The 19,310-nt window shown below is 42.5% G+C and carries 19 protein-coding genes; 6 read left to right on the forward strand and 13 right to left on the reverse strand.

All coding sequences use genetic code 11. The features are described 5' to 3' along the window. Nucleotides 1-121: 121 nt before the first annotated feature. Nucleotides 122-415 carry a DUF4286 family protein gene (locus G5B30_RS13510; protein WP_165320520.1) on the forward strand — a complete coding sequence of 98 codons (294 nt, stop codon included), beginning with the start codon at nt 122-124 and terminating at the stop codon, nt 413-415. Here the strand turns inward: G5B30_RS13510 and G5B30_RS13515 are convergent, their stop codons facing one another. The 9 genes from G5B30_RS13515 to G5B30_RS13555 form a co-directional block, all read right to left on the reverse strand. Continuing rightward, on the reverse strand, nt 416-676 hold the full coding sequence (locus G5B30_RS13515; protein ID WP_206367126.1) for a hypothetical protein: 261 nt from the start codon (nt 674-676) through the stop codon (nt 416-418). A gap of 47 nt (nt 677-723) precedes the next feature. Further along, nucleotides 724-1,419, reverse strand: a complete 696-nt coding sequence (locus G5B30_RS13520; RefSeq protein WP_165320521.1) for an RluA family pseudouridine synthase — start codon at nt 1,417-1,419, stop codon at nt 724-726. 23 nt (nt 1,420-1,442) lie between these two features. After that, nucleotides 1,443-2,435 carry an MlaD family protein gene (locus G5B30_RS13525; RefSeq protein ID WP_165320522.1) on the reverse strand — a complete coding sequence of 331 codons (993 nt, stop codon included), beginning with the start codon at nt 2,433-2,435 and terminating at the stop codon, nt 1,443-1,445. Nucleotides 2,436-2,441: 6 nt separating this feature from the next. Next, nucleotides 2,442-3,215 carry an ABC transporter ATP-binding protein gene (locus G5B30_RS13530; RefSeq protein WP_165320523.1) on the reverse strand — a complete coding sequence of 258 codons (774 nt, stop codon included), beginning with the start codon at nt 3,213-3,215 and terminating at the stop codon, nt 2,442-2,444. Between the two features lie 10 nt (nt 3,216-3,225). Further along, nucleotides 3,226-3,981, reverse strand: coding sequence for an MlaE family ABC transporter permease (locus G5B30_RS13535; RefSeq protein ID WP_165320524.1), 756 nt, complete (start codon nt 3,979-3,981; stop codon nt 3,226-3,228). A 200-nt stretch (nt 3,982-4,181) separates the two neighbouring features. Next, nucleotides 4,182-5,570, reverse strand: coding sequence for a dihydrolipoyl dehydrogenase (gene lpdA, locus G5B30_RS13540; protein ID WP_165320525.1), 1,389 nt, complete (start codon nt 5,568-5,570; stop codon nt 4,182-4,184). A gap of 70 nt (nt 5,571-5,640) precedes the next feature. Further along, nucleotides 5,641-6,570, reverse strand: a complete 930-nt coding sequence (locus G5B30_RS13545) for an NAD(P)H-hydrate dehydratase (RefSeq protein ID WP_165320526.1) — start codon at nt 6,568-6,570, stop codon at nt 5,641-5,643. Between the two features lie 252 nt (nt 6,571-6,822). Continuing rightward, nucleotides 6,823-7,005, reverse strand: coding sequence for a histone H1 (locus G5B30_RS13550; RefSeq protein ID WP_165320527.1), 183 nt, complete (start codon nt 7,003-7,005; stop codon nt 6,823-6,825). A 120-nt stretch (nt 7,006-7,125) separates the two neighbouring features. After that, entirely contained in the window at nt 7,126-9,264 is a 2,139-nt protein-coding gene (locus G5B30_RS13555; RefSeq protein ID WP_165320528.1) for a S46 family peptidase, read from the reverse strand. 98 nt (nt 9,265-9,362) lie between these two features. Between G5B30_RS13555 and G5B30_RS13560 the strand changes: the two genes are divergently transcribed. From G5B30_RS13560 to G5B30_RS13575, 4 genes are read left to right on the forward strand one after another with little or no spacing between them, the layout of a single operon-like run. Continuing rightward, complete coding sequence (locus G5B30_RS13560; protein ID WP_165320529.1) at nt 9,363-10,652, forward strand: DEAD/DEAH box helicase; 1,290 nt, start codon at nt 9,363-9,365, stop codon at nt 10,650-10,652. Further along, the gene (locus G5B30_RS13565; protein WP_240903217.1) at nt 10,594-10,896 is read left to right on the forward strand and encodes a hypothetical protein; all 303 of its coding nucleotides are present in this window, start codon (nt 10,594-10,596) and stop codon (nt 10,894-10,896) included. The genes G5B30_RS13560 and G5B30_RS13565 overlap by 59 nt, the downstream gene beginning before the upstream one ends. Nucleotides 10,897-10,913: 17 nt before the next feature. Beyond that, nucleotides 10,914-11,264, forward strand: a complete 351-nt coding sequence (gene gldC / locus G5B30_RS13570; protein WP_165320627.1) for a gliding motility protein GldC — start codon at nt 10,914-10,916, stop codon at nt 11,262-11,264. A gap of 3 nt (nt 11,265-11,267) precedes the next feature. Next, a complete protein-coding gene (locus tag G5B30_RS13575) occupies nt 11,268-11,675 on the forward strand; it encodes an EVE domain-containing protein (protein WP_165320530.1) in 408 nt (135 codons plus the stop codon). Between the two features lie 11 nt (nt 11,676-11,686). Here the strand turns inward: G5B30_RS13575 and G5B30_RS13580 are convergent, their stop codons facing one another. The 4 genes from G5B30_RS13580 to ileS are packed head-to-tail and all read right to left on the reverse strand — an operon-like array spanning nt 11,687 to nt 16,720. Then, entirely contained in the window at nt 11,687-12,220 is a 534-nt protein-coding gene (locus tag G5B30_RS13580) for an acyl-CoA thioesterase (protein ID WP_206367128.1), read from the reverse strand. A 20-nt stretch (nt 12,221-12,240) separates the two neighbouring features. Then, the gene (locus G5B30_RS13585) at nt 12,241-12,891 is read right to left on the reverse strand and encodes a lipoprotein signal peptidase (RefSeq protein WP_165320531.1); all 651 of its coding nucleotides are present in this window, start codon (nt 12,889-12,891) and stop codon (nt 12,241-12,243) included. 25 nt (nt 12,892-12,916) lie between these two features. Next, a complete protein-coding gene (locus G5B30_RS13590) occupies nt 12,917-13,303 on the reverse strand; it encodes a TraR/DksA family transcriptional regulator (RefSeq protein ID WP_165320532.1) in 387 nt (128 codons plus the stop codon). Between the two features lie 3 nt (nt 13,304-13,306). Beyond that, nucleotides 13,307-16,720 (reverse strand): isoleucine--tRNA ligase, encoded by a 3,414-nt coding sequence (gene ileS, locus G5B30_RS13595; RefSeq protein ID WP_165320533.1) that lies wholly within the window; start codon nt 16,718-16,720, stop codon nt 13,307-13,309. 121 nt (nt 16,721-16,841) lie between these two features. Between ileS and G5B30_RS13600 the strand changes: the two genes are divergently transcribed. Continuing rightward, complete coding sequence (locus tag G5B30_RS13600; protein ID WP_165320534.1) at nt 16,842-19,310, forward strand: gliding motility-associated C-terminal domain-containing protein; 2,469 nt, start codon at nt 16,842-16,844, stop codon at nt 19,308-19,310.

Here is a 19,310-nt window from a genome sequence, read left to right on the forward strand (position 1 = left end):
CCTCATCGTAATTATACCACTTGGATTCAAAGATTAAAAATTTTTAACATTTAATAGTCTTTGCAACCTTATTTTTACACCTACCCTCGGTAGGGACCGACTTATTTCCTAATTTAGCGCCATGTATTTATACAATATCTCTATCCTTGTGGAAAGCCCGGTGCACGATACGTTTTTGCATTGGCTACAAAGCGAGTGGTTGCCGTCTATCCGCCATGACGTAAAATTTCTTAAAATGTTGGATACACCCCATGAAGGTCATACATACTGTGTACAGCTTGTCGTAAACAGTGAAAATGATATCCGGATTTTTAGAGATGACCATCTTGTAGCCCTTCAACAATATATCGGGACGCATTATGGGGAAAAGGTATTTCTATTTGACAGTACGATGGAATATCTATCCGGGCAATAACTACAACACAGATGATTTAGCTTCTTTATGCCGGAACTTCGTATACCATAGAATACCGACTCCGGCACCAATAAGAAAAGGCATGCTCAAAAGAAATAATATGCCATTGTTGAGGCCTCTACCTTGTGTATTTTCTCCTTTTATGCTATTCTCGGCATTTAAGGAGCACATGGCACACTGTGCATAGGAAACCTTCGGATTTACCCAACAAAACGAGAAAAATATCCCGAACGTAAGTACTATTAAACGGCTAATTCTCATCCTACAAAGATACATTATAAAACTTTTAAAAAGTATATATTGAGCAGTCAAAGTAAAACATTGAATCGTTCCCAGAAACCATCGATAGGTAACGGAGCCTCGATCCGGGTTTTTTCCTTTTTGACTGGGTGCTCAAATGTAAGCGATCTGGAATGCAGGCAGATTGTACGTTTTAATGATCCTCTTGGATAACCGTATTTATTGTCACCTACGATCGGACAGCCCATAAAGCCTAATTGACAGCGGATTTGATGCGTTCGTCCCGTAACGGGAGTGATTTCCAGAAGGTAGTAATCATGTAAATGTCCTAGGATTTCGTAGCTCAGTTCGGCGTAGCTTCCATTTTTTATCTCTCTTTCGTACGCTTTGGTTATCATTTTCTTTCGGTCGCGGAGCAGCCAGTTCTGAAGTACACCGGAGGAATGTAGGGGGCGGTTTTTGACAATAGCTAAGTAAGTCTTTTGAACCTTGCGATCATGAAACAGCTTGTTCATGCGATCCAGACTTTTGCTGGTCTTCGCCATCAGGATCATACCGCTTACCGGGCGATCGAGACGATGTATCACACCGAGGAAAGCACCGTTAGGCTTGTTGTACTTTTTTGTTAGGTACGCTTTGACCATTTCTTCCAGCGAGAGGTCGCCGGAGACATCCACCTGTACAATGTCACCCCCGCGTTTGTTGATCGCTATCAAATGGTTATCCTCGTAGAGGATATCCTTATCGGAAATTCTTTTGTCCATGATCTGATTGCTGTCGAAGACCACTACTGTATCGAATCCTTTGCCCGTGCCGCTTCCTCCTTCGCTTTCTTTTTAAAGAATCCTCTAAATAGAAAATTGCTTTGCAGAGCTTCCATATTCTGGTCAAGCTTATGTGTGCCTGCATTCAGGTTTTCTAAAATCTGCTTGATTTCTGCCGCCGCTGCATCATCATTTGTTAATACACCTATAACATTGTTTTTGTCGTTCAGACGGGCAGAAGTCTGATTTAGGTTTGCCATCAGTGTATTCGCGGTTGCGGTTATATTTTGCAGTTGTGCTGCTGACTCGCGAAGACTTGCAAAGACGGTCGTGTCGGTCGTCAGATCATGTATAAGACCTTGATTATTATTCAACTTGTTTGTCAGCGCGACGACATTATTCATAGTTTTTTGAACACCGAGCATAATCTGATTCAGCGATGCAGTCGTTTGTTTTAAATTATTAGCGATAGCATCGTCCGTCATCAATGCTCCTACAGTACCTTTACCTTCAACGATTTGTCCCGATAATAAAGCAAAATTTTTGGTGATTTCAAGAAGGTTGGCGCCATTGCTTTGTAGCATATCCAACATTTGGTCCATTCCCCCGCTTGGCCCTGATTTAATCGTATCCCCGTCTTCTATGGCAGGAAATGTAGAGGTTCCTCCTAATAAGCTGATGATCGCATTCCCGATGAGGCCATCCGAGCCAAGTGTTGCGGTAACATCTTTGCGGATAAATTCGCTGGATTTTTCTTCGATGCTCATGACCACACGTACATCGGCTACATCTTCAAACGCGACCTCCTTGATAATACCTACCTTGACCCCGGAAAACCATACGTTATTACCGACCTTAAGACCTTTTACGTCCTTAAAGTACGTGGTTACCAATAAGTTTTTACTAAATTTATTCTGTTGAGTTCCCAATACTAAAATCCCGGCAACCAAAATAATCAGCCCGATTAGGACAAAAAGTCCAACAATAATGGAACGTTTATTTTCCTTTGTATTCATTGTATATTATACTATAAAATTATAATCATAAAACGGTTTGACACGCTCGTCATCTGTATTAAAAATTTCTTCAAAAGTACCTTGGCGTTCAAATTTGCCATCTAAAAGCATGACCGTACGGTCGCCTACCATTTTGGCGCAGGCCAGGTCATGGGTGATAATGATGGAAGATGTCTTATAACGTTCTTGTACTTCATTTATCAACCCGTTAATGTCCAAGCACGTGATTGGATCGAGACCCGCTGTAGGTTCGTCATACAACATAATATCTGGTCGTAATATCAGCGTCCGCGCGATGCCAATGCGCTTCCGTTGCCCGCCTGACAGCTCGGAAGGCATCTGGTTGATGGCGTGCAATAGACCGACACCGTCCAGCACATCTTCTACTTCTTTGTTGATTTCGGATCGTGTTAGATTGCGCTTATTCCGTACCAATGGAAACTCTAAGTTTTCCCGTACTGTCATACTATCATATAAAGCACTGTTTTGGAAAGAAAAGCCAATACGTTGACGCAATATACGGAGCTGTCTTTCATTGAGTTCGTTGACAACCTCTCCTAGGACATCAATGTTACCCTCGTCAGGTCGCAACAGACCGGCAATAAGTTTTATCAATACCGACTTTCCGGTTCCAGATCGTCCCAATACGACCAGATTTTCGCCATCATACAACTTGAGATTGACATGGCGCAATACATGTAGGTCACCAAAAGATTTGCTGACATTAGCGACATCGATAACACAACGTTCATAATTAATAGTGACTTTATCCTTTTCCACGTGCTTAGAATTAGAGGAGTGACAAAACCTGAACAATTAACAACTCCTCGATAAATACGATGAACATGGACGCTACAACGGCACTGTTCGCAGCTTTACCGACTCCTTCGGTACCTTTTGAGGAGTAATAACCGACATACGTACTCACAAAACCTATAGTAAACCCAAATACAACGGCTCGTAATACCATAGCGAATACGTCGATCATCTTTATCGCTTCGAATACCTGTGTAAAAAAGCTCAACAAGCTCAGTTGATCTTTCGAGATAATGCTTAAATATCCACCGAATAAACCAATGCCCGCCACATAGAAACAGAGTACAGGTATCATGACAGTTGTTGCCAGGATGCGGCTTACAATTAAAAATTTGTAAGGATTCGTACCGGAGACTTCCATGGCATCTATTTGTTCCGTAACATTCATGGAGCTTAATTCAGCACCTATTTGCGAACCTACTTTTCCGGATGCGATAAGTGCCGTCACTAAAGGAGCTAGAGCACGGACGATAGCGATGGAAATCAGATTAGGCAGCCAGGAGCTGGCTCCGAAATCTTCTAAGGAAGGTCTGGATTGTTTCGTGAAGACGAAACCTACGATAAATCCCGTCAAGCTAATGAGGGGGAAAGATTTCCATCCTACTTCGTAACACTGGCGTATGATTTCTTTGAACTCGTAGGGAGGACTTACCAACTCACGTAAGAAACGTAAAAAGAAACGATGGATGTTTGCGAACTCCAGTAATAAGCTTGTAATTTTTTTCCCCATTAATGATTTCTTTCAAATATCGTTATTGGTGTCATCTTGAATAAATCCCGGTAAAGGTACAAAATTTTAATTTTTCCTTATTCTACATGGACCATATCCGGTATTATAATATGAATTCGTTACAAAATGTTTTTAAGAATTGGCTCAAAGAAGAATAGCGGGCCCAGACCCGCTATTCATTGCTAAATAAGTTTTATATGCTATAAATGAATGACTTCGCCATAAGCATCAGCCGCAGCTTCCATGATAGCTTCACTCATCGTAGGGTGAGGATGTACCGACTTGATGATTTCATGACCAGTTGTTTCCAGCTTACGTGCGACGACCGCTTCGGCAATCATTTCTGTGACGTTGAAACCAATCATATGTGCACCTAAGAATTCACCATATTTTGCATCAAAGATGACTTTTACGAAGCCGTCTTTTGCACCGGCGGCAGAAGCTTTACCGGATGCCGAGAAAGGAAATTTTCCGACTTTGATGTCATAGCCTGCTTCACGGGCGGCCTTTTCGGTGTATCCTACAGACGCGACTTCAGGTGAACAATAGGTACACCCCGGGATATTATTGTAGTCAATAGGTTCCACATGTAAGCCCTTTATTTTCTCCACACAGGTGATAGCCTCCGCTGAAGCGACGTGTGCTAATGCCTGTCCTTTTACGATATCACCGATAGCATACACACCTTCTATGTTGGTCTTGTAGAAATCATCGACAATGACCCGACCTTTATCTGTTTTTACACCGACTTCTTCTATACCTATGTTTTCGATGTTTGGTGTGATGCCCACTGCGGAAAGAACAACTTCTGCCTCGATGACTTCTGTGCCTTTTGCCGTTTTTATATTTACCTTCGAAAGTGCAGATTTTGTGTCTACGGACTGGACTTCCGATTTGGTCAAAATGTCAATTCCTGCTTTTTTAAGTGATTTTTCCAACTGCTTGGAAATTTCTTCGTCTTCTACAGGTACGATGCGGTCCATAAATTCCACAATGGTCACTTTAGTGCCCATCGCATTATAAAAATAGGCGAACTCAACGCCTATAGCCCCTGACCCAACAACAACAAGAGATTTAGGTTGTTTTGGAAGATTCATTGCCTGGCGGTAACCGATTATTTTCTTTCCATCCTGTGGTAGATTAGGCAGCTCTCTTGAGCGCGCGCCTGTAGCCAAGATCGTATGTTTGGCTGAATATTCTTTAACGCTGCCATCACCACCTTTGACCTCGACCTTTCCGCCCTTTTTTATTTTGGCCGTTCCCATGATGACATCGATTTTATTCTTTTTCATCAGGAACTGGATTCCTTTGCTCATACCTTCAGCTACACCACGACTCCTTTTTACAACTGCACCAAAGTCAGCTTCTGCACCTTGCACTTTGATGCCATATTCCTCAGCATGATTTAAATATTCGAATACTTGCGCACTTTTCAGTAATGCTTTGGTAGGAATACATCCCCAGTTTAGGCAGATTCCGCCTAAAGATTCGCGCTCCACAACGGCAGTTTTGAAACCTAATTGAGCCGCCCGGATAGCTGCAACATATCCACCAGGGCCGCTTCCAATCACGATGATGTCGTAGTTCATATATTTTCTATATTTATTATTTTAAAGTAATTCACAGCCAAAAATACATTTTTTTTTTGGTAGGTCGAATTCAAAAGGAGGTAAAGTGATGAATTGCCTGCCATGCTGCGGGCAGATAAGAAACTATGTCGGAAGCGATAAGACTCTTAGGATGGATGCTTTGTGCTGCCAGATCACCTGCTAAACCATGAAGATATACGCCCATGATAGCTGCTTCTTTTTCCGTGAGCCCTTGTGCCAACAACGATGTCAATACACCTGTAAGTACATCACCACTACCTGCTGTTGCCATTCCCCAGTTGCCCGTAGTGTTGACGTACACTTCGCCATCGGGGCAGACGATAGCCGTGTTCGCACCTTTAATCAGTATAATTATTTTGTACTGCTTGGAAAAATTTTTTGTCTTATCCAGCTTCTCAAAATCATTTTTCCACGTACCTATGAGCCGTACCAACTCTTGAGAATGGGGCGTGAGGATACTGTCTTGAGGGACAGCGGGGAGCCAATCTGGTTTTAAGGAAAGAATGTTTAATGCATCAGCATCGAGGACTAAAACAGGCCTGTTCTGTGTTTGTACCAAGGTATGAAGCAATGTATATAAGGCTTGTTGGCTGTCTGCAGACGTTCCCATTCCCATACCGACACCTATTGCACGGAAAGAAGACAGGTCACTGGGAAATGTCGATAATGTTTTTTCATGTGGATCGGTCAGTACCATCGATTCGGGAAAAGAGCTTTGGAGTATGGAATAGCCACATTCAGGGACGTAAGAAGTTACTAATCCACAGCCTGTCCGCAATGCAGCACGACTGCTTAGAATAATTGCCCCCATTTTTCCATAACTCCCGCCCGCAATTAACGCATGGCCAAAAGTGCCTTTATGTGCATATTTGTCAGGCTCACGAACAAATTTGCGCACATCGTTTAATTCGACAAAGTGGGAGTTTGAGTGCATGCCATTCATGTTAGCGCTTTTAAACAAATTTAATAAAACTTTCATGATCTCTCATAGAGATCAGCAGAGCAAAAAAAATCCCGAAGCGGGGAGCTCCGAGATTTTCTAACTAACCAATTATTAACCTAAATTATGAATTACATCTATAACGTGATTATTAGCGTATATATTATTCATTCCGTTGTAATATTTATTTTACAATTCGGATTCGATATATATTCCTGTGTAAACCGCCATAAGAAGACATAAAAAAAGGCGCTTGTTTTAAGCGCCTTTTTGTTCATTGTTTTCAAAGGATTATTTTTTGCCGTCGTTCTTTTTAGCGGTGACTTCATTACGGATGTCCTGTGCTAAAGTTTTGATTTCTTGCAAACCTTTACGTACGCGAGTTCCTGCTGCAGAGTTACCATTGTTGAAGAATTTTTCTGCATCTGCTTCAATAGAAGCTACTAGTTCTTTTAATTTAGTGTAGTTTTTCATTTTATAATTACAATTTAGTTTCTCAAATTATTTCTCTAAGATGTAATAAATATACAAAACGAACAAATATAAAAACAATAAAATCGTGTTTTTTTATAAAAAAAAGTGATTTTTTAGAGATTATTCTACAATTGTGAGTTCGTTGATGATATTTTTGGCTCCTGCAAACTTGTCAATGATAAACAAAACATACCGAATATCCACCGAAATAGTCCGTTGTAATTTAGGATCAAAGATAACATCGCCGGCCATCGCCTCAATATTACCATCAAATGCGAGACCTATTAATTCGCCATTACCATTTAAAACAGGAGAGCCTGAATTGCCTCCTGTAATGTCTTGATCACTTAAAAAGTTTACCGGCATATAACCATTTTTATCAGCATAACGTCCATAATCCTTTGTTTCGTATAATTCGATCAACTTTTTAGGTAAATCAAATTCTTGATCGTTGGGTTTATACTTGGCAATAGTCCCTTTCAATGTCGTATAATTATTGATTTTAGCATCATTGCGGGAATCTTTCGGTAGCGCCCGAATTGTCCCGTACGTCAATCTCAGCGTACTGTTTGCATCGGGATAGTATTTGGCTTTTGGATTCATTTCCAGAAAACCAGCTATATATTTTCTATAAGCGGCCTGGAAACTGTCTTCCAGTTGCTCCTGTTCGGGGCGTTGCTCCCGATACTTGTTCATCAACGCCTCCGAAATCTGGAATAAGGGATCTTCATCGACAGCCTTTGCAGACGGATTAGCTATAAAGGATTCTAATTTTTCTTTCGAACCGAATATGCTTTTAGCGAAAGCTATCTTAATAAGGTCCTCGAATTTGCCTTTATTTTGTTGTGCGAGCTGTTGGATATAAGGTGCGATGTTTCCGGCTTTGGCACTATATAAATCCAATTCGTCCGAGAGTACGTCTATTTCTAAAGGAATGTAGAGCTTTTCATACGTATCCTGTAAGGCTGCCTCGAAGCGAGGTAGTATCTCTTTCCTTTTTGCTTCATTAGCATCTGCATATTGTTTTAACGCATTGCCGAGGCTATAGGGCAGTGCCGCAAATGTCGCAGAACGCAGCATCCCAATGAGGTAGTTATCATGGCGGGCTTTTTCATTGGTAGCAGCATAGTAGGTGTTGATCGTCGGGATGACATCCCCATACTTTTCCGAATTAGCTTTTTTATTCGCCCATTTAGCGAATTTATTTTCCAGTTTGCGTTTTGTTGCGGCTGTTTTATGCTGAGATAGTGCATCGATCATACCTTGACGGTTTTTCCAATAATTGGCGATGCGTGAATATTGGGAAGCATAATTGATGTGTACGGCTTGGTCACCGTCCATGTGTTTTTTCATGGCATCCATACCTACTTTCGAGGCCTCGACCCAGGCGGGGTAAGCGTAATAGACGTTTTGATCAATTCCTGCCGCTGGCATCCAACGGTTGGTCCGGCCTGGATACCCCAGAATCATGGAGAAATCACCTTCTTTGAATCCCTTAATGCTTATCGGGAGATGATATTTGGGTTTTAAAGGGACGTTGTCGACGGAATAGGGAGCTGGGTTACCTTCCTTGTCCGCGTATACGCGGAATATTGAAAAATCACCGGTGTGTCTCGGCCATTCCCAATTATCGGTGTCGCCGCCAAATTTACCGATACTGTTTGGGGGCGTGCCGACCAGGCGTACATCCTCGTAATCCTGATAGACAAAATAGTAATACTCATTGCCATTGTAAAAAGACTTTACGGATACGATATATTTGCCATCTTCATTGTTTTCTTTTTCAATCTTGGCAATTTCACGATTGATGACCTGTTGGCGTTCCTTTTCGCTCATGTTATCATTGACGAGGTCTAATATACGTTTGGTGACGTCGTCCATACGTATAAAAAAACGAACCGATAAAGATTTTGGTTTCAGTTCTTCTGTATGATTTTTTGCCCAAAAGCCATTTGTCAGATAATCATTTTCAGGTGTGGAAAGCTCAGCAATCGCATCGTATCCGCAATGATGATTGGTCATAACCAAACCCTGGCCAGATACGATTTCAGCGGTACAGCCACCATTGAATTGTACAATAGCGTCTTTAAGGCTGGAGTGATTGATGCTATATATTTCCTCCGCTGTAAGTTGGAGTCCTTTTTTTTGCATATCGGCTTCATTAAGCCGTTTTAGGTGCATCAGAAACCACATGCCCTCATCTGCCAGGGTAGTCAGGCTGACTACACAAAGCGCGAACAATAATACTATTCTCTTCATATTAATCCTTTAAATTCAAAACAAAATTGGGTTAAATTGCAGGTAAAACAAAATTTTGTTTGAGAAAAAAGATATCATCTTTTCCCTATCTTTGCAGGATGCAGGTATCTTTTGAGGACTTCAAATTCAATAAGCAGCTATTAACAGCCATCGCCGACGCGGGATACACCATGCCGACAGAGATTCAGCAACGTGCTATTACACCGATACTTGCGGGACAGGATGTGATGGGAGTTGCACAGACCGGTACAGGTAAGACCGCCGCTTTTGTTCTACCCTTGTTGATGAAGCTCAAATATGCACAAGGACAGGATCCGAGAGCATTGATACTAAGCCCCACGAGAGAGCTTGCTCTGCAGATCGAAGAGAATATCAAGTCTTTTTCCACGTATATGGATTTGCGTACAGTCGTGTTGTACGGTGGGTTAGGACCTAAAACACAGAAAGAGCAGTTGAGTAAGGGTTGTGATATTATCGTTGCCACACCCGGGCGTTTCTTGGATCTCTATCTCGCCGGCGATATCCATACCAAATCCCTAAAATTTCTGGTAATGGATGAGGCAGATAAGATGATGGACATGGGATTTATCGGGAAAATTCACCGTATTTTGGAAGTGGTGCCCCGTAAACGTCAAAACCTCCTTTTCTCCGCGACCATGAGTGAGCTGGTGCATAAGATTGCGGGCGATTTTCTAGCTTTCCCGACGTTGATCGAAGTGACGGAACAGGCAACGCCAGCATCGACTGTCGTACAACGGCTATATGATGTGCCCAACTTGAAAACGAAAATCAACCTGTTGCAACATCTCTTTATGGATGACGAGGCCTTCCATCGGGTGATCGTTTTTTGCAAAACGAAGACGGTAGCCGATCATGTCTATGCCTTTCTGGAAAGGAAGTATGGAGGGGAAAATGTCCGTGTTATCCATGCCAATAAGGGGCAAAATACACGGATTAATTCGATAAATGCGTTCAAATCAGGAGAAGTCCGTTTTCTGGTTGCTACGGATGTGGCTGCGCGAGGGTTAGATGTTTCGAACGTTAGCCATGTTGTCAATTTTGATGTCCCCATTGTCATTGAAGATTATGTGCATCGGATCGGAAGAACCGGCCGGGCTTTCAATGAGGGCGTGGCGATTACATTCTGTAATCCGGCAGAACAATATTATATCAACAAGATTGAAAAGCTAATACGGCAATCTATTCCGGTTGAGAAGTTGCCCCAAGAAGTGTTTATTGAAAAAACACCATTCGATGAGAAGCAGGCTATAGCCAGGGAGATTGACAATCAGAAAAGAAAGGAAGATCCTGATTTTAAAGGAGCTTTTCATGAAAAAAAATATGCGCCGAAGCGAGGTGCGACAAGGAAGAAGAGAAGTAAAAGATAACTTTGTGAAGTTTACACCATTAAATATTACACTTGCCTGCATATTGGTGTGGTTTATCTCCGAATTGAATCTGGAAGGAGCACAGTTATTTTCCTTGGGTTGGCTTATCGTCCTTATCGTTCTCTTGGCACTCTTAGACTTAGGTTTTAGATTGATCTTTAAGGACATTAAACGGTTGTGGTGGGCACAATGTGGTTTCCTATGCGTTGTGGCTTTAATTGTAATAGTATTGAAATTGACATAGATGAATCGATATAGATGATGAAAAAAGCAGAAATCAAATTAAATATTGAACTGGACGAGAATAATGTTCCCGAAACAATTCAGTGGTCGTCCACCGATGGAGAGAATCAAGAATCGCTGCCCGCTAAAGCCCTGTTTTTGGCCTTATGGGATTCGCAATATAAGAATTCCTTGCGTATTGACTTGTGGACCAAGGATATGCCTTATGATGAAATGAAACGTTTTTTTTATGAAACTTTGCAAACCATGGGGGATTCCTTTTTAAGAGCATCAGGTGGAGACCCTATGGCGGAGAATGTTATTGGAGATCTTCGGGATTATTGTGCGCATTTTGCGGATAAAATGGAAGTGTTGGAGTCTAATACCTAATTTATGCAATATTTTCTAGTAAAATCAGAACCTTTCAAATACAGCTGGGAGCAATTTAATAAGGATGGACGGACATTCTGGGATGGCGTGCGTAATTATCAGGCACGCAATAACCTTAAAGCAATGAAAGAAGGCGATCTTGTTCTTTTCTATCACAGTAATGAAGGGAAAGAAGTCGTCGGAGTGGCTAAAGTCGTTCAAGAATTTTATCAGGATCCGACTACGGATGATCCGAAGTGGGTAGTAGTCGACTTGGTTCCGGTGGAGATGTTCAAAAGGCCGGTGACATTGGAGACGGTGAAAGCAGACACCTTGTTACAGGATGTGGCCTTAGTACGACAGGGACGATTGTCTGTGATGCCGTTAAAGCCTGAAGAATTCGATCGGATAGTCGAGCTCGGAAACGGATAAGGGATATTTATTTAGTCACGAGGCTTTTCTTTTTGAAAAGTCCGTACGAGGCTTTGTAATTCTTGTGCATTCTCCGGTTTGAGTTTGCCGGCCAGTATAAGACGGAGTTCTCTCCGTTGCAGCGCATCTTCGTACAATTGTTTTTCTTTATCCGTGTCCGGTATTAAGACTGGAACAGGTATAGGTTTTGCATTCGAATCAATAGCTACAAAAGTATAGTAGGCTTCATTGGATTTTTCTTTGGTGCCTTTAGGTAGGTTCTGAGCGAATATCTCCATACGCACTTCGACTGAAGTGTTGAAGGACCGGGTAACTTGAGCCTGTATAGTAACTACCTCACCTAGTTTGATCGATCTTTTAAAAGATACATTATCTACTGAGACTGTGACAACGGGGCTATTGCAGTGTTTTTGTGCCGCCATCGCGGAGCAGATATCCATCCAATACAATAACCGCCCACCCATCAGGTTTCCAAACGTGTTGGTGTCGTTTGGTAATACCAGCTCGTTCATTTCAGTGTAGGATTCCTTGGCGTGTTTGCCCATGATCGGTAGTGATATGTTGCTTAGTCTTCCAGAATTTCGCTATGTACGCTCTCTATTTCCTTGTGTTCTTCTTTAAAGTACCTTTTTTGAAAAATCAGTATCAAAAAAACTCCGATAGAAATCGCCGAATCGGCGATATTAAAAACTGGCCTAAAGAACAGAAAATCCTCGCCTCCCCAAAGCGGAAACCAAGAAGGGAAAGTACCCTCGATAAGGGGGAAGTAAAGCATATCGACAACTTTTCCATGAAGAAATGTTTCGTAACCGCCCCCTGGTGGAAACAAAACAGCCTTATCATAAAATGTGCTTTCACTGAATATCATCCCATAAAAGGCACTATCGATAATGTTGCCCATAGCACCCGCAAAGATCAAAGCCACATTGAGGATAAATCCCCGGTTATATTTGTTTTTGATCATATAATGCAGACCATATCCTATACCGATAACGGCAATGATACGGAATACACTGAGGAACAATTTGCCATATTCGCCACCGAACTCGATGCCATAAGCCATTCCCGGGTTTTCAATAAAATGAATGAGGAACTTATCGCCCAGAACCTTAAAGTCCTGACCAATAGTCATGTTAAGTTTGACCCAAAACTTTGAAAGTTGGTCGATTAATAAGACAATGACGATAAGTGAAATCGGTCTTGTATAGCCTTTCATATGATCGGTTAGACGGATGTTATCCTTAGTATTGTTTATTTTTCGCTTCGATACTTAAAGTCGTATGCGGAACAGCTTTCAAACGCTCCTTTTGGATAAGTTTGCCTGTTTCGCGGCAAATTCCATACGTTTTGTTTTCGATGCGGACCAATGCGGCTTCTAGATTGTCGATAAATTTCTTCTGCCGTGCGGCCAGTTGATTGGTTTGCTCCTTTTCTAAGGTAGCAGAGCCATCTTCTAACGTCTTGAATGTCCCAGCTGTGTCATCCGTACCATTTGCATTGCTATTGCTCAATGTCTTAGTTAATGCAGAAAGCTCTTCTTTCGCAATCCGTAACTTTTCCAAGATGATCGCTTTGAACTCCAATAATTCGGAGTCACTGTAACGGGTTTTTTCTGTATTCTCTGCCATAATCTAATTTTTTTCGATTAACACCTCTAGCTTATGCTCATTAATTTCAATACTGTCTGCCGACGATAAATGGCTGTCAAAAATAAATGAATTAGCCAATATTTCGGTGCAAATATACGATAAATTATGATGTGCAGCTTTTTCTATCTCAATATTTTGACTCAGCTTCACCCGGATACGATCGGTGACTTCAAATCCCTTTTCTTTGCGTAGGTTCTGAATCCTGTTGATCAGCTCCCGTGCTATTCCTTCATCCTTTAAATCTTCTGTAATCTGTACATCCAGTGCCACCGTCAGATTGCCCAGATTGGCCACCTGCCATCCGGCGACATCCTCAGCGATAATCTCTACGTCATCTATTGAAATGGTGTAAGCTGTACCTTCCAAATGTATTGTACTATCTCTCTCCAATTGGGAAATGCTATCAGCATTCATGGCCTGAATAGCCGTAGCAACCAGCTTCATATCTTTACCGACCTTTGCGCCGAGTGCTTTGAAGTTAGGCTTTATCTTCTTTTTAATAATTCCTGTGGTATCTGTAATAAATTCAATCGATTTGATATTGGTTTCAGACAAGATCAGGTCTTTTACCTTTTCGACTTTTTCCTGAAAGGCATTGTCCAGTACCGGAACTAATATCTTATTTAATGGTTGGCGGACATTGATTCCTGTTTTCTTACGTAAGGATAAAGTTAGTGAGGAAATATCTTGGGCCAGAGCCATTCTTTCTTCCAGTGCCTTGTCGACCAGATTTTCGTGATAAATAGGATAGTCTGCCAAATGAACGGATTCGGTGTTCTCTTTTTGCGTGACTGTATTTAAATCCAAAAACAGTTGATCGGCGAAGAAGGGCGAGATAGGTGACATCAGTTTTGCAATCGTCTCCAAACAAGTATACAAGGTTTGATAAGCGGATATTTTATCCACTGTATAATCTCCCTTCCAGAAACGGCGACGACACAGGCGTACATACCAGTTGCTCAGGTGCTCATCGACAAAGGTTTGAATAGCACGTGTAGCTTTAGTGGGTTCGTAGTCGGCATAATAGGTGTCGACCTCCCGGGTCAAACTATTTAATAGCGAGATAATCCACCGGTCAATTTCCGGTCGCTGTTCAATTGAAATCTCCGGTTCCTTATAACTAAAATTGTCAATATTTGCATACAATGCGAAGAAAGCGTAGGTATTGTATAAGGTGCCGAAAAACTTGCGGCGTACTTCGTCCAATCCTTCTTCGTTGAACTTTAGATTATCCCAAGGGGCTGCGTTGCTAATCATGTACCAGCGGGTAGCATCTGCGCTGTACTTGTCTATGGTAGCAAAAGGATCAACAGCATTGCCTAACCTTTTTGACATTTTGTTACCGTTTTTATCCAGAACTAAGCCATTGGATACGACATTTTTGAAGGCTACAGAACCACGGAACATGGTTGAAATGGCGTGAAGTGTGAAGAACCAACCACGGGTCTGATCCACACCCTCTGCGATAAAATCTGCCGGAAAAGCATGGTTATACTCCTCTTTAAATGGAAGAGCATCGCCCTTTTCGAGTTTTTCATAATCTAAGCCCCATTGTGCATAAGGCATGGCGCCGGAATCAAACCAGACATCGATCAAGTCGGGCTCACGGTACATCTTTTGTCCGCTGTCGGAAACCAATACGATGTGGTCGACATAGGGACGGTGCAGGTCAAGCTGATCCGTGCCGAACTTATCCAAATAAGCTTTATTTGTGGCTTTCTCATCGTCAGTAAGGACATAAGATTGCAGTGATGCAGCTAAATAGGATTTTAATTCAGCCATGGAGCCGATACAGATTTCCTCGTTTTCATCTTCTGTACGCCATATAGGCAACGGTGTCCCCCAGTATCTCGAACGGGAGAGATTCCAGTCGACTAAATTTTCCAGCCAGTTGCCAAAGCGACCGGTTCCGGTTGCCTCCGGTTTCCAGTTGATGGTCTTGTTGAGTGCGACCAATTCATCTTTTACCGCGGTGGTTTTGATAAACCAACTGTCGAGCGGATAGTAGAGCACTGGCTTGTCGGTACGCCAACAATGGGGGTAGGTGTGTTCGTATTTCTTAACGTCGAACGCTTTATTTTCTTCTTTGAGCTTAATAGCAATAAGAACGTCAGTCGGACGGAAGTCTTTGTCGGCCCGCTCTTCGGCGGTATAGTATTCTTCTTTGACAAACCGTCCCGCAAAATCAGTAATTTCTTTGACAAAGCGACCAGTACGATCTACCGTAGGCACTTCTTTTCCGTTTTCATCTTTCACTAAGATGGCTGGAACATCATTTTCCTTGGCTACTCTAAAGTCGTCCGCACCATAAGTAGGAGAGGTGTGTACGATACCTGTACCGTCTTCGGTAGTCACGAAATCACCTGGGATTACCCGGAAGGCTTTTTCCAGCAGCTCCTCGGAGGTGACGTAAGGCAATAATTGGTGATACCGTAAACCGACCAACTCAGCCCCTTTGAATTCGGATGTTTTTTCCCAAGGGATGATTTTATCACCGAGTTCGTAGTCTTGAAAGGAAGTATTTTCACCTTCGGCCTTGAAGTATTTACTGATTAGGTTTTTCGCCAATACAACGGAAACAGGTTCGCCTGTGTATTGATTGAATGTCTTGATCTTGACGTAGTCGATATTCTTACCTACCGTCAAAGCCGAATTGCCGGGTAGCGTCCAAGGTGTGGTCGTCCAAGCGATCAATGCCACATCTTCCTCCGGATCCTCCACCAGCGTATCCATGAGTGGGTGAATTTGAGACTTATCAACACGGAATTCCGCGACTATAGTGGTGTCTTTGACATCTTTATACGTTCCCGGCTGATTGAGCTCATGGGAACTTAGTCCAGTGCCGGCAGCAGGGGAGTATGGCTGTATGGTGTAACCCTTATACAGCAATCCTTTTTTATAGAGATCCTTTAACAGAAACCAAAGTGTTTCGATATATTCGTTTTGATAGGTGATATAAGGATGCTGCAAATCTACCCAGTAGCCCATCTTTTCGGTCAGGTTATTCCATACGTCCGTATATTTCATAACCTCTTTGCGGCATGCTTCGTTGTACTCTTCTACAGATATTTTTACACCTATATCTTCTTTAGTGATGCCCAGGGTCTTTTCAACGGCCAGTTCGATCGGAAGCCCGTGTGTATCCCAGCCACCTTTACGTTTTACCTGATAACCTTTCAGAGTTTTATAACGACAGAAGATATCTTTGATCGTACGGGCCATGACATGATGTATACCAGGCATGCCGTTGGCGGAAGGAGGCCCTTCATAAAACGTGTAAGGCTTGCTTGCGGGCCGGTTGGAAATACTTTTTTCGAAAATATGTTCTTCGCCCCAACGCTTCAACACTTCTTTTCCGATTTCTGATAAATTTAGCTGCTTATACTCCTTATACATAGTGTATGACCTCTGTTTTTTTTAAGGACACAAAGTTAATGATTATAAAAGAAAATCAGTAATAAGTGTTATATTTGGTAGTAATCGTATTCATGAAACGGATTTAAACGGAACGTTGTAGATGGCTTGTCAACCCAATTATTTGCTATATCTGCTTATATTATTATTTTCTTCTTTCCGTTTGACGGCACAGACGGGGTTTACGCTCCACGAATCGTTGAAAGGAAATCAGGTCGTGGGGATAGTCTTAGGAGGTCAAGCAAGATTGACGGGAGGGATAGAGGATGCGCCTGATGATGGTTGGCTACGGTTGACTGATGCGAGGGAAAATCAAATTGGCTATGCGGTAATCAACGAATCTTTTCCTTCCAGTTTAGGCGTAGAGATCGATTTTGAGTTTGTTATATGGGGCGGAACCGGTGCCGATGGCTTTTCAATTTTTTTGTTTGACGCAAATTATGATCCGACGTTACAGGATGACAGTGATCCGTATAAATTTAAAATAGGTGCTGTGGGAGGTTCTTTGGGTTATGCAAACAATGCGACTACTTCAGGGCTTTCTGGAGGGTATCTTGGTGTCGGCATCGATGAATGGGGAAACTATACCATCAGTAGCGGAAGTAAGCGCGGAGGAGCTGGAGGAACTGCATTATTGCCAGGTATAGGAGTCCGGGGCTCAGCAGAATCTGATTATGCGTGGCTAACGGGGAATGTTACTCTTCCACAAACTCTAGGTATTAGTAACTTTACGCTCGATTATAAAGGGCCTATAGCACCCCGCCCAGATCCAACAGGTTATTACCGGCGAATTTTTCTCACGATTGATCCGGTTTATGAGAATGGACAGATTACACATTATGAACTTTCAACAAAGTTACAGACTGATATTAATACGACCCCTGCGTTGATCTTGGACAAAGTCAAAATTAACCAAATTCCCCCAGATTATTTGAAAATTGGGTTTGCTGCCGCAACTGGAGGAAGTACACATATCCATGAGGTTCGGAATTTGAATGTCACGACACCGGCGGATCTTTGGGTGCGTAAAAGTGTGAATAGGGAAGAAGCCCATGTAGGTGATGAGATGATTTATACCGTTAAAGTGATGAATCAATTTGATCTGCAGGCGGATTATCTGGAACTGAAGGATGTACTTCCCGATCATTTTCAAGTCGAGCATATCACCTATGCCGACGATGGGAAACCCGGAACGGGAATCGTAAGTGGATGGACACCCGGAGACTTGGACATAGCGCATGTAATCCTGAATTTAGCACCTTTTAGCGAAGCCGTCTTTGAGATCAGGGGGCGGGTAGCGTCCGTTGCGGAGGACGTTATACTCGTGAGTACAGCAACATTTGACGCCACGGATCAAACAGGTTTTTCGGATACCAAGAAGGAAAATAATACTTCTCTGGTGACGACCCGTATTATCGTGCCTAAGATCGTCATCGAAGATGAAAGCTTCGATATGAAAATGGGACTGCCTTTGTCATCGGAAGAAATGAATGTGCTGGAGAATGACCGGATCGATGGCGTGCCTGTGGATTTGCTGGCATTTGAGCTGCTTGTCGTTCTTCCTGCGCAAGCTGTGGATGGAGGAGAGGTGCCAGAATTGAATGTGTCGACAGGAAATATTCAGCTGCCGTCAAGGATGACCGTAGGAGAATACAAGATCACATATCGTATTGTAGAGCGGATTAATCCGAATAACTATCAGGAAGGCACTGTTAGTGTACGGATAGAACCTAATATTGTAATCGCAGAGATGGATGACTTTGGGTTTTTCCGTGAGGGACAGGAATATCGGACGGCAAATGTGTGGGATAATGATACGTGGAATGATACGCGCTTAGATCCTCAAGAGGTGCAGCTTACGTGGGTCAGCACTGCTCCACCCGGTATGGTATTGCACAACAATGGCACAGTCGAAATTCGCTCATCCACTAAAGAAGGTGATTATATTTTGACGTATAACATATGCGACGTTAACCATCCTGCCAATTGCAGTGAAACGACAGTGACGATGCGTATCCGAAATGTGTTAGCTGCACAGGATGATTATTACGAACTGGTCATCGACCGGGGTAGTGTCGTGACACCGAGCGTACTGGAGAATGACGTTTCCGCCGAACTGTCTGCTTCGACATCGGAGCTTCGGCTTATTCCGGGTAAGCCGAGCCATTCTTTTATGAAAATGGATGCAGACGGTGTGATTTTCTTTCCAGAGGGGACAAGAGTAGGGCGCTATACCTATCCTTACACGGTTTGTGAATTAGGTAGGCCTGGCAATTGTCAAAACGTGGTAGCCGTAATTGATATCAAGGCAAAGGAGCTATTTGCTCCTAATATTATCACACCCAACAGAGACGGCTTTAACGATTACTTTGAAGTCGTGGGGTATGAATATTACGATAAAATGGAGTTATTGGTATTTAATACAGGTGGAATAGAAGTGTATCGAAATGTGGATTACAAGAATAATTGGGATGCAGGCCACCTCCAAGAGGATACATATTACTATATTCTCTACATGAAGAAAGGAAGTCAGACCACAGTTTATAAGGGTTATGTACTCGTTAAACGATAA

This window comes from Sphingobacterium sp. SGG-5 (genome assembly GCF_011043525.1).
Taxonomy (GTDB): domain Bacteria; phylum Bacteroidota; class Bacteroidia; order Sphingobacteriales; family Sphingobacteriaceae; genus Sphingobacterium.

Bases quoted from the DNA above. Each gene is read 5' to 3' on its own strand.
- G5B30_RS13510 (WP_165320520.1), top strand. From the start codon at position 122: ATGTATTTATACAATATCTCTATCCTTGTGGAAAGCCCGGTGCACGAT.
- G5B30_RS13515 (WP_206367126.1), bottom strand. From the start codon at position 676: ATGAGAATTAGCCGTTTAATAGTACTTACGTTCGGGATATTTTTCTCG.
- G5B30_RS13520 (WP_165320521.1), bottom strand. From the start codon at position 1,419: ATGGACAAAAGAATTTCCGATAAGGATATCCTCTACGAGGATAACCAT.
- G5B30_RS13525 (WP_165320522.1), bottom strand. From the start codon at position 2,435: ATGAATACAAAGGAAAATAAACGTTCCATTATTGTTGGACTTTTTGTC.
- G5B30_RS13535 (WP_165320524.1), bottom strand. From the start codon at position 3,981: ATGGGGAAAAAAATTACAAGCTTATTACTGGAGTTCGCAAACATCCAT.
- lpdA (WP_165320525.1), bottom strand. From the start codon at position 5,570: ATGAACTACGACATCATCGTGATTGGAAGCGGCCCTGGTGGATATGTT.
- G5B30_RS13545 (WP_165320526.1), bottom strand. From the start codon at position 6,570: ATGAAAGTTTTATTAAATTTGTTTAAAAGCGCTAACATGAATGGCATG.
- G5B30_RS13550 (WP_165320527.1), bottom strand. From the start codon at position 7,005: ATGAAAAACTACACTAAATTAAAAGAACTAGTAGCTTCTATTGAAGCA.
- G5B30_RS13555 (WP_165320528.1), bottom strand. From the start codon at position 9,264: ATGAAGAGAATAGTATTATTGTTCGCGCTTTGTGTAGTCAGCCTGACT.
- G5B30_RS13560 (WP_165320529.1), top strand. From the start codon at position 9,363: ATGCAGGTATCTTTTGAGGACTTCAAATTCAATAAGCAGCTATTAACA.
- G5B30_RS13565 (WP_240903217.1), top strand. From the start codon at position 10,594: ATGAAAAAAAATATGCGCCGAAGCGAGGTGCGACAAGGAAGAAGAGAA.
- gldC (WP_165320627.1), top strand. From the start codon at position 10,914: ATGAAAAAAGCAGAAATCAAATTAAATATTGAACTGGACGAGAATAAT.
- G5B30_RS13575 (WP_165320530.1), top strand. From the start codon at position 11,268: ATGCAATATTTTCTAGTAAAATCAGAACCTTTCAAATACAGCTGGGAG.
- G5B30_RS13580 (WP_206367128.1), bottom strand. From the start codon at position 12,220: ATGGGCAAACACGCCAAGGAATCCTACACTGAAATGAACGAGCTGGTA.
- G5B30_RS13585 (WP_165320531.1), bottom strand. From the start codon at position 12,891: ATGAAAGGCTATACAAGACCGATTTCACTTATCGTCATTGTCTTATTA.
- G5B30_RS13590 (WP_165320532.1), bottom strand. From the start codon at position 13,303: ATGGCAGAGAATACAGAAAAAACCCGTTACAGTGACTCCGAATTATTG.
- ileS (WP_165320533.1), bottom strand. From the start codon at position 16,720: ATGTATAAGGAGTATAAGCAGCTAAATTTATCAGAAATCGGAAAAGAA.
- G5B30_RS13600 (WP_165320534.1), top strand. From the start codon at position 16,842: ATGGCTTGTCAACCCAATTATTTGCTATATCTGCTTATATTATTATTT.